Below are 13285 nucleotides of genomic sequence, written 5' to 3' on the forward strand. Positions count from 1 at the left end.
GTCTGAACAATGCGACGCGCTTTAAGTTCTTGTTCTTGTGCATGTCGTTCTCCCAAAACCGCTGCGCACTTTTGGGCGACATGCATTGATCGCGCCGCGTTGCCGCAGCAATGATTTGACGATTTTCCACCTGCTGAGCCCGTGCTAGATATCTGGCCGTTGCTGCGTGAAGAGGCAGGTCTTTGAATATCCGGCGGAGACGATGGAGCATGCCGGCCGCGTTCGCCGCGGCCTATTTGCTCGTGCTCCAGTCGGTGCTTGGCGCATTCGCCTTCGGCTTAAGCCCGAATGCCTCGCAACTCGACGCTTTCGGCAATGTCATCTGCACTCAGGAGGGCGCCGCCCAGCTTCCGGGCGGCGATCCGCACCAGCAGCACATGCCGGCCTGCTGCATGCTTGGCTGCGGTGTGGCCTCGGCTGCTTACGTGCCGCCGCCCGCTGCCGGGATGGTGCCCGGCAATTTTCCCGTCGAAACCGTCGCGTTTGTGCTGCCGGCGTTCCGGCACCTCGATTTCAGCCGCGACCGCTCGCCGTCGAATCCGCGCGCGCCGCCGGCGTCGGCCTGATCCGTTCCAGATCGCCTTGCGAAAGCCTTCGCAAGCGCATTCATTCAACATCGAAACTGTTCGCGACCGGCCGACGGCGCGATTTCTCAGTTCTTGGAGCTATCATGTCTCATTCTTTCCGCGCGCGGTTCGGCCGCAACAGCCTCTTCCTGCACAGCTTCGAGGAGCGGCTCGGCATCACCGTGTTCGTCCTCGCCCTCCTGTTCGTCAGCGCCCAGGCCGTTTTCGCGCATGAGTTCAGGGTTGGGGACCTCGAGATCGGGCATCCCTGGTCGCGCGCCACACCGCCCGGCGCCAAAGTGGCCGGCGGCTATTTCACCGTCACCAACACCGGCAGTTCGCCGGACCGGCTGCTGTCGATTTCCTCGGAAATTTCGGCCAAGGCCGAACTGCATGAAATGGGCGTGAGCGATGGCGTCATGACCATGCGGCCAGTCACCGGTGGCCTTGAGATTCCGGCCGGCGGCAAGGTCGCGCTGGCACCCGGCGGCTATCATCTGATGTTCGTCGGGCTGAAGCGGCAACCGAAGCAAGGCGAAGCGTTTCCAGCCACGCTGACCTTCGAGAAGGCCGGCGCCGTCACCGTCGACTTCGCCGTGGAAGGCATCGGCGAAACGGGCGGTATGGACAATCACGCTAACTGATCCGGCACGCCAACTGACGCGGTCAGATCCGGATAATTCGAAATTTGAGGGACCATCATGAACAGATATCTTTTGTCGGCCGGCGCGTTTTTTGTCTTGGGGACAAGCGCGGCCTTTGCCCACATCACACTCGAAACGCAGGAGGCGGCGGTCGGTTCGACCTACAAGGCCGTCCTGCGCGTGCCGCATGGCTGCGACGGCAAGGCGACGACCGCCGTGCGCGTGCAGATCCCGGAAGGCGTGATTTCGGTGAAGCCGATGCCGAAGCCGGACTGGACGCTGCAGGTCAAGAAAGGCAGATACGAGAAATCCTATCAGCTCCATGGTCAAGAGGTGAGCAACGGCGTCAAGGAAGTCGACTGGAGCGGCGGCAGCCTGCCGGACGAATTCTACGACGAATTCGTCTTCCGCGGGACTCTGGCGGTAGACCTGCCGGCCGGCCAAACGCTCTACTTCCCGGTGGTGCAGGAATGCGACGGCGTTGCCGAGCGCTGGATCGAGATTCCGGCGGCCGGCCAGGATGAGGATGCGCTGGAATATCCGGCGCCCGGCCTCAAGCTTTCGCCGAAGAAATGATTTTTGGCGGCGCGCTTTGTTCGAAAGAGCGCGCCGCCGCCTTTGTGACATTGACATGAGCCTGGCATCTTTTCGGTGGACGACCTGCAGGTTCGGCAAGCGCGCCGGTTGGCTTGCCATTGGCCTGCTGGCCGCGATCATGCTGCTCGCCGTCATTACCGCGCCAAATCAGGCTTTTGCCCACGCAGCGCTGGTCACAGCCGATCCGGCCGACGGCACGGTGCTGGCACAGAGCCCAGCGCAGTTCTCGCTGACTTTCAGCGAGCCGGTCTCGCCGCTGGTGCTGACCTTGGTGCGGCCTGACGGGACGGCGGTTCCGCTGACATCCTTTCGGCTCAATGGCCAGACGGTCGAGATCGACAATCCGCAGACGCTTGGATCCGGCACACATGTGCTGAGCTGGCGGGTGATTTCCGCCGATGGCCATCCGGTCGGCGGCTCGGTGCTGTTTTCCATCGGCGCGCCGAATGCTGAGCCGGCCGTCTCCGAAGCTGTCGACCGGGGTCTGAGGTCGGCGATCTGGATCGGCAAGGTCTTTCTCTATGTCGGCCTCTTTCTCGGCGTCGGCGGTGCTTTTGCCATCGCCTGGCTGGCGAAGGGCGGGCGTTCCGGCCAGCGCTTCGTCATCGCCGCAATCCTGTGCGGCCTTGTCGCGGCACCCTTGTCGCTCGGCTTGCAGGGACTGGACGCGCTCGGTGCACCGCTCGTCCGGCTGGCGCAGCCGGGCGTCTGGCAGGCCGGGCTCGGCACCAGCTTCGGTTGGACGGTGCTGGTCGCCCTGGTGGCGCTCGGGCTTGGCCTGCTGTCGCTGGTCGGGCCGCGCGGCAGTGCAAGACTGTTTGCCCTTGCCGGCTTGGCCGGTGTCGGTGCCGCCCTTGCCGCCAGTGGGCACGCAAGTGCCGCCGAACCGCAATGGCTGACAAGGCCGATGGTGTTTCTGCACGGTGCTGGCATTGCCTTCTGGGCCGGGGCGCTGACGCCGCTCGGTCTCGCCATGAGGCGGAAGCCTGTCGAGGCCACGCCTTTCCTGCGCCGGTTTTCCCAAGCGATCCTGCTCGTGGTGGCCGTGCTTGCTGCCACCGGCATCGTGCTGGCTGTCATCCAGGTGCAGGCGCCCGCGGCTTTGCTCGGCACTGCCTATGGCCAGTTGCTGCTGATCAAGCTGGGGCTGCTGTTCTTCCTGTTCACGCTCGCCGCGACCAACCGCTGGAAGCTGACCGCTCCGGCCGAAGCGGGGGAGACGGAAGTGCAGAGGAGGCTGGTCCGCTCCATCGGCGTTGAAATGCTGATCATTCTGGCGATCTTCGGCGTTGCCGCCGGCTGGCGCTTCACGTCGCCGCCACGCGCCCTGGCGATCGCAGCAGCGCAGCCGGCATCGATCCATATCCACACGCCGAAGGCGATGGCCGACCTCAGCATCACGCCCGGCCATGTTGGGCCGGTCACGGCGTCTATCGTCATCATGACCGGCGATTTCGGCCCGCTCGACGCTAAGCAAGTGACGGTGGTGCTGTCAAAACCCGATGCCGGCATCGAGCCGATCAAACGCGCGGCGACAAAGCGCGGCGATGGCACCTGGCGTGTCGACGATCTCGTCGTCCCGGTCCCGGGCCGATGGACGGCGCGGCTCGATATTCTCGTCTCGGATTTCGAGATCGTGAAGATAGAGGCCCCGATCGATATCAGGCGATGACGACCAGCCGGCAGTCTGCGCACACATTTCGGCGAGGCGGTTGACGCAGGCTTGAAGGCCCGTCATTCATTTTCGACAAGAATGGCATCCCAAGAAGAACGGGCATCGCTACAAATCGCGGCCTCAACAAAAGATCCGAAAGCAGGGAAGAAACGATGGAAAAAGCCGAAATCGGCCTGATCGGCCTTGGCACGATGGGTTCCAACCTGGCGCTCAACATCGCCGAGAAGGGGCACCGCATAGCCGTCTTCAACCGCACCGCCGCACGCACCGACGCCTTTGTCGAGAATGCCGGGGCGCTGAAGAACATGGTCGTGCCCTGCTACAGCCTGGAGGAACTCGCCGCCGCCATCCGGCCGCCGCGTCCGATCATCATCATGGTGCTGGCCGGCAAGCCGGTCGACGAGCAGATTGCGGCGCTGCGCGGCGTGCTGTCGGCCAACGACATCGTCATCGATGCCGGAAACGCCAATTTCCGTGACACGATGCGGCGCTTTTCCGAGCTTTCCGATTCGGGTCTCACCTTCATCGGCATGGGCGTGTCCGGTGGCGAAGAGGGCGCGCGGCATGGACCGTCCATCATGGTCGGCGGCACGGAAGAGTCCTGGAAACGCGTCGAGAAGGTGCTGACCGCCATTTCGGCCAAGTTCAGGGATGAGCCCTGTGCGGCATGGCTTGGCACCGATGGCGCAGGGCATTTCGTCAAGACCATCCACAACGGCATCGAATATGCCGACATGCAGATGATCGGCGAGATCTACGGCATCTTGCGCGACGGCTTGGGCATGGGGCCGAAGGAGATCGCACAAGTGTTTGCCGGCTGGAACAAGGGCCGGCTCAACTCCTATCTGATCGAGATCACCGCCAAGGTGCTGGCCGCCGACGATCCGAAGACCGGCAAGCCGGTGGTCGACATCATCCTCGACCGCGCCGGCCAGAAGGGCACCGGCAAATGGTCGGTCATCGAGGCGCAGCAGCTCGGCATTCCCGCCACCGCGATCGAGGCCGCGGTGGCAGCGCGTGTGCTGTCGTCGATCAAGGACGAAAGGCTGGCCGCCGAAAAGGCCTATGGCAACAGCGGCGTGACGAAGATTGCCGGCGACAAGGCTGCTCTTCTCGGGGATCTCGAACTGGCGCTGTTCGCCGGCAAGATCGCTGCCTATGCGCAAGGCTTCGCGGTGATGAGCGGAGCCTCGAAGGAATTCAACTGGAACCTGCCGATGCCGACCATCGCAAAGATCTGGCGGGCCGGCTGCATCATCCGTTCGCAAATGCTGGACACGATGGCAGAAGCCCTTGGCGCCGGTGGCGCTTCGACCAATCTGTTGATGGCGCCGGCGTTCATTGCGATGATGAAGGAGGCGCATCCGTCGCTGCGGCGCATCGTGGCAAGGGCGTCGGAGGCTGGCTCGCCGGCGCCGGCGCTGTCGTCGGCGCTGGCCTATTTTGATAGCTACCGCCAGGGCCGCGGCACCTCGAACCTGATCCAGGCACAACGCGATTTCTTCGGAGCGCACGGCTTCGAACGCATCGACGGGCCGGGCGCATTCCATGGCCCGTGGGGGAGCGGAGCGGCGGGTTAGCGCCGCGACTTGGACCTAGAGTCCAATTTTGCGGTTGCCAGAAAGCAGACATCTCCAGCGACCAACTGGGTGTCGGGTCGCGCCAGGAACCTGCTATGCCGGTAGAGACGATTGACGGTCTCATCGGTATCGGCGGAGCCGCGAATCTGTGGTAAGCCGCCGCTCAACCAACCAAAGGACGACACCTGTGAGCGAACCGACCGTGGCCCAGGCGACCGAAAGTATCTATGCCTCGCTGCGGGCGGACAATGCCGACATCGACGCACATATCGCGACGCTTAAAGCGGCGCTGACACGAGAAGGGATAAAACAGGCGGTGTTCGATCCGACCAAGCTGGCGCAGAACAACCGCTCGGGGCGCAAGTTGATGCAGGCCTATTTTCGGCAGCGCGGCGTGAGCGTGAGGTTTTCGGACTAGTAGAGCCGCGCGCGGGTGATCTCAAGCGCGCCGTTGGGAGTTCTCGGGCCGGTCCGGCGGTTCGCCATCTGGACGTCGGGACTGCGCTACATTTCGGCCGGTTGGGTCGCCTTGAGGCTGCCGTGAAAGCTGCCGGTGACCTGCCGACATGCAGCGTGGTGCAGGCATGGCCGGCCTTGGGCGCGGTCATCGGAGTTCCGTTCAGCCGCTGTTGAGTGCTTCGTCCAGTGCCGTCGTCTGGGCCTTGACGAAGGCCTGGGAGATGGCGGCTTTCGCTTCGATGGCGTCGAAGTTGTGGTAGGCGCCGGGCACTACGTGCAGGGTGCTGGCGACGCCGGCCTGCTGCAGTCGCCGAGCGTAGGTGACGTCCTCGTCGTGGAACAGGTCGTTGGTGCCGACGCCGATCCATGCGGGCGGCAGGCCGGAGAGGTCGTCATAGCGGGCCGGCGCGGCTAGCGGGGGCACGTTGCCGTCCGGGGTGGCTGGGCCGAGGTAGGAGCGCCAGCCGAACCGGTTGCTGGCCGGGCTCCAGAGGCGGAGCCGCCGCGGGTCGATGTCGATGCGGGTGGTGGTCCGGTCATCCAGCATTGGGTAGGACAGCAGTTGCAGGACCGGACGGATCTCGCCGCGTTCCTTCGCCAGCAGCGCCAACGCGGCGGCCAGACCGCCGCCGGCGCTGGCGCCGCCGATGGCGATGCGTGCGGGATCGATGTCGGGTTGGCCGGCGAGCCATTGCAGCGCGGTGTAGCAGTCTTCCAGCGGCGCCGGGAACGGGTGCTCGGGCGCGAGCCGGTACTCCACCGAGACGACGACGATGTTGAGCTGATCGGCGATCAGGCGGCAGAAGGCGCTGTCCTGCGCCGCGTCGCCGAGCACCATTCCGCCGCCGTGGATCCACAACAGTGCAGGAGTCCGAGGCCGGGCCGAAGCCGGGCGAAAGACGTGTACCGACACGTTGGCGTCCACGGATACGACCTGCGCGTCCGGCCGCCGGGTGATCCCGGTGAGCTTGGTGAGGAGACGGAGCGCGGGAAGCGTTCCGGCGGTGATGATGGTGCGGGGAAGGAACCGCGCGGCTCGCAGTTGTGGGTTGAAGGGTTGCTCGGTCATCGTGGTTCCTGTCTGATGGAGGGCGACGTCGCCGGGTGTGCCGGGGCTTGTCACAGAAATGAGGGTCATGGTCGGAGCTCGGCGTCCACCAGGGCCAGGGCGTTGCGGAGGCCCTGCTCGAGGAGGTCGTCGGAGAGTTGTCGGTCGGTCAGGGCGCGGCAGAGTTGTAGCGTCCCGGCCATCAGGCCGAGGAGGCTGAGCGCCTTCACGCGGGCCGAGGGCGGATCTTCGGGTGCCATGCGGGCGGCGAGGCCGTCGATGACGACCAGCACGCCGTCGGTGTACGCCTGCCTGATTGCGTCCGCGCTGCGCCCGATCTCGTCGAGCAGGGCGGCGTTGGGGCAGCCGTCGCCGGGGTTGTCACGGTGGTGGGCCGACAGGTACCAGCGCACGATCTGTTCGAGGCCGGCCAGGCCGGGCTCCGCCAGCTCGACGATGTTCGCGTGCAGTGTGTGCAGTTGGTCGGTGACCGCCTCCGCGACGAGGCCGTCCTTGGATTCGAAGTGGGCGTAGAAGGCGCCGTTGGTCAGGTCCGCGTCCTTCATCAGCGTCGCGACTCCGGAGCCGTCGATACCGTCCCGCTTGAGCCGTCGACCGGCCGTCGCAACGATCCGCTGCCTTGTCTCCTGCTTGTGTTCTTTCGTGTAACGCACCATGCGTTCCTCTATCTCAACCGGGCTTCGCGCTCCGGATACCGCTATGTCTTGGTCAGTTGTCAGTGGATCTAAGCAGCGATCAGCTCGGCATCCGGTTGAATCTGCGGATGACGCGGTCGAAGATCCGGGCCGGGGCGACGCGGTGCACCGCGTTGATGATCCGGGCGGTCGTACCGGCGGTGCGCCGTAGTTTTGGGTTCCGGTCGGTGGCCGCCGCGACGATCACCTTGGCGACGACGGCGGGGTCGTCGCCGCTGCTGAGGTTCTTCTCCAGCAGCTCGTCGTAGTTGCGCCGTCCCGCCGCGTAGAGCGGCATGGGGGTGTCGGCCTCCACGCTGTGGCCTGCGAACGGAGTGTTGATCGGGCCGGGCTCGACGAGCAGGACCCGGACGCCGTAATCGCGAACCTCGTGGTCCAGCGATTGGGAGTAGCCTTCGACCGCGTGCTTGGTCGAGACGTAGAGGGCCATGAACGGGCTGGGGACGAATCCGCTGAGGGAGGAGACATTGATGATGCGTCCGCGGCCTTGGACGCGCATGTGCGGCAGGACCGCCTTGGTCGTCCGCATGATGCCGTAGACGTTAATGTCGAAGATGTCCTGCGTCTGGGTAATCGAGAACTCCTCGGCTGCGCCGGTTGTGCCAACGCCGGCGTTGTTGACCAGGACGTCGATGTGGCCGAGCCGATCGATCACCTGCTTGACCGCTGAGGCGACCAATTCGTCGCTGGTCACGTCGAGGTCGAGGTAGGTCACCCCGGCGGGCGCGGTGAGTTGCGCGGTGTTGCGGCCGGTTCCGATCACCTGGAAACCTGCGGCGGCCAAGGCGATCGCTGTGGCCTTGCCGATGCCTGAGGTGGCGCCTGTTACGAGCGCAACCTGCGGAGTTGTTGTCATCATGAGCTCCTGAAGTTTTGAATTACGTTCGTACGACAATAGCCGTTTGGTAGTCGCAAAGCAACGATTAAATTATGTTCGTACTTTCATGGAGGGCGAGACGAGGACCACAGCGGGCCGGACGGGCGAAGGTATGCCGGTCTCGCATGAGCCGGCCTTCGTGGCCGACGTGGATTGCATCTGCGATCCAGCGACCGTGGTCGAGATCCTGGAGGGCTATCTGGCGAGGCTGATCGTCGATGGCCGCAGCCTCTGTTGAAATCATTGATGTTGCAGCTGATTTGCAATCCGGTGCGTGTGCCATCCGAACGGTGGTCCCGTCGGAGTGACCGCTATCCGCGTTTCGACGCCAAAAAGCAGACAGGCGCTTTCGGCCCCAAGGCTGCCAGTCAGCAGCGCGTTTTTTGCAGGCAAGTGGAATCACTGGCGTCGCAGAAATGCGGCTAAGGCAAATAGATGGAGCCGGATGCCCAGTTCAATTTGAACGTATCCCGCTCTAGTCGGGACGGCGATAGGCCAGGACTTCGGTCGGCACGCTCAGGCTCTGCAGTGAGCCAGGTGCGGCGCCGCCGATCCAGCCCAGCACGGAACGGGCCAGCTCGGCGCCGGCCAGCCGGAAGTCCTCGTTGACGACCAGCAATTCCCTGCGGAACAGATGCAGCAGGTCCGACGATTGCTTGGACACCACATCGACGTCCCGGCCGAGCTTGAGGCCGGCGTCCTCGATGCCGGCGACGATGGCGAGTGTCGCGGCGGCGGCGCTGCTGACGAAGCCATCCGGCCTGACGTCGCGACGCATCAGCTGCGCGGTCCTCATCCTGATCTGCTCGATCGAGTGGTCGATCGAAACGGTGTTGAACGGGATCTCGCTGGCGCCGACCTCGCTCAGCGCATCGGTAAAGCCGTTCAGCGCATGGCGGTGATAGGTCAGCTCGACTGGTGGTGCCAGCAGAGCCAGCCTGCGGCGGCCGATGCCGGCCAGGTGGCGCACAGCCTCGGTCGCGAACGCGTAGTTGTCGAAATCATGATAGGGGTGGATCAACCCCATATCGGTGCGGCCGTGCGTGGCAAAGGGGATGCCACGCTCCAGCAGGTAACGGGCCCTGGGGTCATTCGGCTGGGTTCGCGAAATGATGACGCCGTCGGCGGAGCCGGTTTCCACCAGATAGCGTATCGGGTCCAGGGGATCCTGCGAGCGTGAGTACGGCGTGACGATCAGGTGATAGGGCGTGTCGGCGATGACTTCCGAGACACCGTAGATGATATCCGAGACAAAGCTCATGATCTCGTGCTCGGTGTTGAGCACGAGACTGATGACGTTGGTCTTTCCGGTCCGCAGGCGCACGCCGGCACGGTTGGGGCGGTAGCCGATCTGCTTGGCGACGAGCTGGACGCGCCGCCTGGTCTCGGCGCCGATTTCGGGCGCGTCCTTCAGCGCCCGCGACACGGTGGTGACGCCCAGCCCGGTCATGAAGGCAAGCGTCTTCAGCGTCGGCCGGCCCTGTCCCGACGCCTCGTCGTCCTTTTCCGTTCGATGTCTGTCCATTCACCCCGCCCGTCAGGCGCATAGCAGTTGCCGTGCAGGCCGGCAATCGGCGGATTGCGGCTCGCCAGCGACTCTCCGCCTGGTGAACATCCTATATACTGAAACGTTACAGATTGTCACTTGCCATCGCGCAGCGGTTCGGGGCAGGTTCTCTGCACGCGCGACGTTTCATTCGAGGCAAAGTCGTTGGACGTTGGCAAGGGCTTGCCAGCGGGAAACAGAATTTGGCCGACTTTCATGCGTGCAGCATCATTTTTTGCGGTGCAACCTGTCTTGCTGCGACGCAACGGCCGGCAATTGGCATGCGGATTTGTTCGCGGCTCGAAAAAAATGTCGAGCCGCTCCTATTTCGGGGGTTGCACGCCCAACGCAATTGCCGTATCGAAAATCTGTAACGTTTCAGATTCTGGGAGGAGCCGAAATGCGATACCAAGTCATGACCGCTGCGTTGGCGGTGACAACCGCGCTGCAATTCGCCGGCCCGGCGGCAGCGACGGATCTGGAAGTCACCCATTGGTGGACTTCGGGCGGCGAAGCGGCGGCGGTCGCCGAGTTCGCCAAGGCATTCGACGCGACAGGTAATCATTGGGTCGACGGCGCTATCGCCGGCTCCGGCGGCACGGCACGGCCGATCATGATCAGCCGCATCACCGGCGGCGATCCGATGGGCGCCACCCAGTTCAACCATGGCCGGCAAGCGGAAGAATTGGTGCAGGCCGGTCTGATGCGGGACTTGACCGATCTCGCCACCAGGGACAAGTGGGCGGAAATCGTGCAGCCGAAGAGCCTGCTCGACGGCTGCACCCTCGACGGCAAGATCTATTGCGTGCCGGTCAACATTCACTCCTGGCAGTGGCTGTGGCTGTCGAACGCGGCATTCGAAAAGGCCGGTGTGCCGGTGCCGAAGAATTGGAATGAATATGTTGCAGCTGCGCCCGCGCTGGAGAAGGCAGGCATCATACCGCTCGCGCTCGGCGGGCAGCCCTGGCAATCCTCGGGCGCCTTCGATGTGCTGCTCACGGCGGTCGGCGGCACGGACACTTTCTTGAAGGTTTATCGCGACAAGGATGCGGAATTCGCCGCCGGGCCCGAGGTCGCCAAGGTGTTCAAGGCCGCGGACGATGCCCGCAAGATGGCAAAGAACACCAATGTGCAGGACTGGAACCAGGCCACCAATCTTGTCATCTCCGCCAAGGCCGGCGGCCAGATCATGGGCGACTGGGCGCAGGGCGAGTTCCAGGTTGCCGGCCAGACCGCCGGCAAGGACTATACGTGTCTTCCCGGCCTTGGCCTGAACGAGGTCATCGCCACCGGCGGCGATGCCTTCTACTTCCCGCTGCTGCAGGACGCTGAAAAATCCAAGGCGCAGGAAGCGCTGGCCGAAACGCTGCTCGATCCCAAGACGCAGGTCGCCTTCAATCTCAAGAAGGGCTCGCTGCCGGTGCGCGGCGATATCGACCTCAAGGCCGCGAACGACTGCATGAAGAAAGGGCTCGACATCCTGGCCAAGGGCAGCGTGATGCCCTGGACGGACCAGCTGCTGTCGCAGGACACCCAAAAGCAGAAAGAGGACCTTTTCTCCGAGTTCTTCGCCAAGCCGGACATGACCGTGGAAGAAGCGCAAAAGCGCTTCGCCGACATCGTCGCCTCAGCGGACTGACGATCGACGAACCGCTCGCTCCCGGCCCGCCGCGGGGCCGGGAGCTCAGGGTCAAGGCCCTAACCCTTCGGCCTTGACCCTCCCGTCCTTACCCAATCCAGCCCGGCTGTGCAGATGAGCAAGAGCGAACGTCCCAATCAACTCTTCCGCAACCTTAACGCCAAGGTTGCCTCTATTCCGATGGTCCTCACCGCACTGGTGATCTTCGTCGGCGGCAGCGCGTGGACGGTGCTCTATTCCTTCACCAATTCGAAGCTGCTGCCGCGGCTGAACTTCGTCGGGCTCGACCAGTATTATCGGCTATGGTCGACGCCGCGTTGGCTGGTCTCCATTGAGAACCTCCTGGTCTACGGCGTGCTGTCGCTGGTGTTCTCTCTCGTGATCGGCTTCCTGCTGGCGGCGCTGCTCGACCAGAAGATCCGCTTCGAGGACACGTTCCGCACCATCTTCCTCTATCCCTTCGCGCTCTCGTTCATCGTCACCGGCCTTGTCTGGCAATGGCTGCTCAATCCGGAGTTCGGAATCCAGGGGGTGGTGCGCGGCCTCGGCTGGGAGAGCTTCAACTTCGATCCGCTCTACAATTCCGACATTGTCATCTACGGCATATTGATCGCCGCGCTATGGCAAGGCACGGGGCTCATCATGTGCCTGATGCTGGCAGGCCTGCGCGGCATCGACGAGGATATCTGGAAGGCCGCGCGGGTGGATGGGATACCCACCTTGAAGACGTATCTCTTCATCATCATCCCGATGATGCGACCGGTCTTTATCACCGCGCTGGTCATCATCGCTGCCGGTATCGTCAAGGTCTATGACCTGGTTGTCGCCCAGACCAGCGGCGGTCCCGGCATCGCCTCCGAAGTGCCGGCCAAATATGTCTACGACTACATGTTCTTCGCCCAGAACCTTGGCCAGGGCTTCGCCGCCTCGACCATGATGCTGCTGTCGGTGGTGGTCGTCATCGTGCCGTGGGCCTATCTCGAATTCGGAGGCAAGAAGCGTGGCTGATCATGCCGTTTCCCTGCCTGCCGGTACGGGCTCTATCGGGCTTGAGGCATCCGGGCCGCGGGGACCGAAGCCGCGGCATGTGTTCTCGCGCCGCAACATCTTCCTCTATGGCACGCTCATCGTGGTGGCGCTGTACTATCTCCTGCCGCTCTATGTGATGGTGGTGACGTCGCTCAAGGGCATGCCGGAGATACGCCTTGGCAACATCTTCTCACCGCCGCTCGAAATCACCTTTGAGCCTTGGGTGAAGGCCTGGTCCAGCGCCTGCACCGGCCTCAACTGCGACGGGCTCTCGCGCGGCTTCTGGAATTCGGTGCGCATCACCGTTCCGTCGGTCATCCTGTCGATCGCGATCGCTTCCGTGAACGGCTACGCGCTTGCCAACTGGCGCTTCAAGGGAGCCGACACCTTCTTCGTGATCCTGATCGTCGGCGCCTTCATCCCCTATCAGGTGATGATCTATCCGATCGTCATCATCCTGCGCGAAGTGGGCCTCTACGGCAGCCTGAGCGGTCTGGTGATCGTCCATTCCATCTTCGGCATGCCGATCCTGACATTGTTGTTCCGCAACTATTTTTCTTCCATGCCGGAGGAATTGTTCCGGGCGGCGCGCGTCGACGGCGCCGGCTTCTGGGGCATCTATTTCCGTATCATGCTGCCGATGTCGCTGCCGATCTTCGTCGTCGCCATCATCCTGCAGGTGACCGGCATCTGGAACGACTTCCTGTTCGGTGTCGTCTACACCCGCCCCGACACCTATCCGATGACGGTGCAGCTCAACAACATCGTCAATTCGGTGCAAGGCGTGAAGGAATACAACGTCAACATGGCCGCCACCATCCTGACCGGCCTGGTACCGCTCGTCGTCTACTTCGTTTCCGGCAAGCTCTTCGTGCGCGGCATCGCCGCCGGCGCGGTGAAAGGATGATG

14 protein-coding genes are annotated in these 13285 nt (G+C 63.6%); 10 read left to right on the forward strand and 4 right to left on the reverse strand.

Features of this window, described 5'->3' with window-relative positions:
* Nucleotides 1-209 precede the first annotated feature (209 nt).
* From CIT25_RS27530 to CIT25_RS27555, 6 genes are all read left to right on the forward strand, one after another.
* A complete protein-coding gene (locus CIT25_RS27530) occupies nucleotides 210-566 on the forward strand; it encodes a DUF2946 family protein (protein ID WP_095488301.1) in 357 nt (118 codons plus the stop codon).
* Between the two features lie 104 nt (nucleotides 567-670).
* Nucleotides 671-1210: a copper chaperone PCu(A)C gene (locus CIT25_RS27535; protein WP_095488303.1), complete on the forward strand. Its 540-nt coding sequence runs from the start codon at nucleotides 671-673 to the stop codon at nucleotides 1208-1210.
* 57 nt (nucleotides 1211-1267) lie between these two features.
* On the forward strand, nucleotides 1268-1786 hold the full coding sequence (locus CIT25_RS27540; RefSeq protein WP_095488305.1) for a YcnI family copper-binding membrane protein: 519 nt from the start codon (nucleotides 1268-1270) through the stop codon (nucleotides 1784-1786).
* A gap of 55 nt (nucleotides 1787-1841) precedes the next feature.
* Entirely contained in the window at nucleotides 1842-3479 is a 1638-nt protein-coding gene (locus tag CIT25_RS27545; protein ID WP_095488307.1) for a copper resistance CopC/CopD family protein, read from the forward strand.
* Between the two features lie 155 nt (nucleotides 3480-3634).
* On the forward strand, nucleotides 3635-5062 hold the full coding sequence (gene gndA, locus CIT25_RS27550) for an NADP-dependent phosphogluconate dehydrogenase (RefSeq protein WP_095488309.1): 1428 nt from the start codon (nucleotides 3635-3637) through the stop codon (nucleotides 5060-5062).
* A gap of 187 nt (nucleotides 5063-5249) precedes the next feature.
* Nucleotides 5250-5480 carry a hypothetical protein gene (locus CIT25_RS27555; protein WP_095488311.1) on the forward strand — a complete coding sequence of 77 codons (231 nt, stop codon included), beginning with the start codon at nucleotides 5250-5252 and terminating at the stop codon, nucleotides 5478-5480.
* 201 nt (nucleotides 5481-5681) lie between these two features.
* Here the strand turns inward: CIT25_RS27555 and CIT25_RS27560 are convergent, their stop codons facing one another.
* The 3 genes from CIT25_RS27560 to CIT25_RS27570 all read right to left on the reverse strand — a co-directional run bounded on the left by CIT25_RS27560 (nucleotide 5682) and on the right by CIT25_RS27570 (nucleotide 8141).
* On the reverse strand, nucleotides 5682-6590 hold the full coding sequence (locus tag CIT25_RS27560; protein WP_095488313.1) for an alpha/beta hydrolase: 909 nt from the start codon (nucleotides 6588-6590) through the stop codon (nucleotides 5682-5684).
* Nucleotides 6591-6655: 65 nt separating this feature from the next.
* A complete protein-coding gene (locus CIT25_RS27565) occupies nucleotides 6656-7246 on the reverse strand; it encodes a TetR/AcrR family transcriptional regulator (RefSeq protein WP_095488315.1) in 591 nt (196 codons plus the stop codon).
* Between the two features lie 79 nt (nucleotides 7247-7325).
* Nucleotides 7326-8141 (reverse strand): oxidoreductase, encoded by an 816-nt coding sequence (locus tag CIT25_RS27570; protein ID WP_342587119.1) that lies wholly within the window; start codon nucleotides 8139-8141, stop codon nucleotides 7326-7328.
* A gap of 133 nt (nucleotides 8142-8274) precedes the next feature.
* Between CIT25_RS27570 and CIT25_RS38190 the strand changes: the two genes are divergently transcribed.
* Nucleotides 8275-8400, forward strand: a complete 126-nt coding sequence (locus tag CIT25_RS38190; RefSeq protein WP_280953389.1) for a hypothetical protein — start codon at nucleotides 8275-8277, stop codon at nucleotides 8398-8400.
* Between the two features lie 237 nt (nucleotides 8401-8637).
* Here CIT25_RS38190 and CIT25_RS27580 read toward each other — a convergent pair whose 3' ends face one another.
* Nucleotides 8638-9687 carry a LacI family transcriptional regulator gene (locus tag CIT25_RS27580; protein WP_095488321.1) on the reverse strand — a complete coding sequence of 350 codons (1050 nt, stop codon included), beginning with the start codon at nucleotides 9685-9687 and terminating at the stop codon, nucleotides 8638-8640.
* Between the two features lie 421 nt (nucleotides 9688-10108).
* On the opposite strand from CIT25_RS27580, the gene CIT25_RS27585 reads away from it, so the two are divergent.
* From CIT25_RS27585 to CIT25_RS27595, 3 genes are all read left to right on the forward strand, one after another.
* On the forward strand, nucleotides 10109-11347 hold the full coding sequence (locus CIT25_RS27585) for an ABC transporter substrate-binding protein (protein ID WP_095488322.1): 1239 nt from the start codon (nucleotides 10109-10111) through the stop codon (nucleotides 11345-11347).
* Between the two features lie 114 nt (nucleotides 11348-11461).
* The gene (locus tag CIT25_RS27590; RefSeq protein WP_095488323.1) at nucleotides 11462-12355 is read left to right on the forward strand and encodes a carbohydrate ABC transporter permease; all 894 of its coding nucleotides are present in this window, start codon (nucleotides 11462-11464) and stop codon (nucleotides 12353-12355) included.
* Entirely contained in the window at nucleotides 12348-13283 is a 936-nt protein-coding gene (locus tag CIT25_RS27595; protein WP_095488325.1) for a carbohydrate ABC transporter permease, read from the forward strand. Before CIT25_RS27590 ends, CIT25_RS27595 begins: the two co-directional genes overlap by 8 nt.
* Nucleotides 13284-13285 lie beyond the last annotated feature (2 nt).

Origin of the sequence: Mesorhizobium mediterraneum, from assembly GCF_002284565.1 — a bacterium.
Taxonomy (GTDB): Bacteria; Pseudomonadota; Alphaproteobacteria; order Rhizobiales; family Rhizobiaceae; genus Mesorhizobium; species Mesorhizobium mediterraneum.

Excerpts from the sequence above, each read along its gene's own strand:
- CIT25_RS38190 (WP_280953389.1), top strand. The coding sequence starts at position 8,275 with ATGCCGGTCTCGCATGAGCCGGCCTTCGTGGCCGACGTGGATTGCATC.
- CIT25_RS27530 (WP_095488301.1), top strand. The coding sequence starts at position 210 with ATGCCGGCCGCGTTCGCCGCGGCCTATTTGCTCGTGCTCCAGTCGGTG.
- CIT25_RS27590 (WP_095488323.1), top strand. The coding sequence starts at position 11,462 with ATGAGCAAGAGCGAACGTCCCAATCAACTCTTCCGCAACCTTAACGCC.
- CIT25_RS27535 (WP_095488303.1), top strand. The coding sequence starts at position 671 with ATGTCTCATTCTTTCCGCGCGCGGTTCGGCCGCAACAGCCTCTTCCTG.
- CIT25_RS27565 (WP_095488315.1), bottom strand. The coding sequence starts at position 7,246 with ATGGTGCGTTACACGAAAGAACACAAGCAGGAGACAAGGCAGCGGATC.
- CIT25_RS27580 (WP_095488321.1), bottom strand. The coding sequence starts at position 9,687 with ATGGACAGACATCGAACGGAAAAGGACGACGAGGCGTCGGGACAGGGC.
- CIT25_RS27585 (WP_095488322.1), top strand. The coding sequence starts at position 10,109 with ATGCGATACCAAGTCATGACCGCTGCGTTGGCGGTGACAACCGCGCTG.
- CIT25_RS27540 (WP_095488305.1), top strand. The coding sequence starts at position 1,268 with ATGAACAGATATCTTTTGTCGGCCGGCGCGTTTTTTGTCTTGGGGACA.
- CIT25_RS27560 (WP_095488313.1), bottom strand. The coding sequence starts at position 6,590 with ATGACCGAGCAACCCTTCAACCCACAACTGCGAGCCGCGCGGTTCCTT.
- CIT25_RS27545 (WP_095488307.1), top strand. The coding sequence starts at position 1,842 with ATGAGCCTGGCATCTTTTCGGTGGACGACCTGCAGGTTCGGCAAGCGC.
- CIT25_RS27570 (WP_342587119.1), bottom strand. The coding sequence starts at position 8,141 with ATGACAACAACTCCGCAGGTTGCGCTCGTAACAGGCGCCACCTCAGGC.
- gndA (WP_095488309.1), top strand. The coding sequence starts at position 3,635 with ATGGAAAAAGCCGAAATCGGCCTGATCGGCCTTGGCACGATGGGTTCC.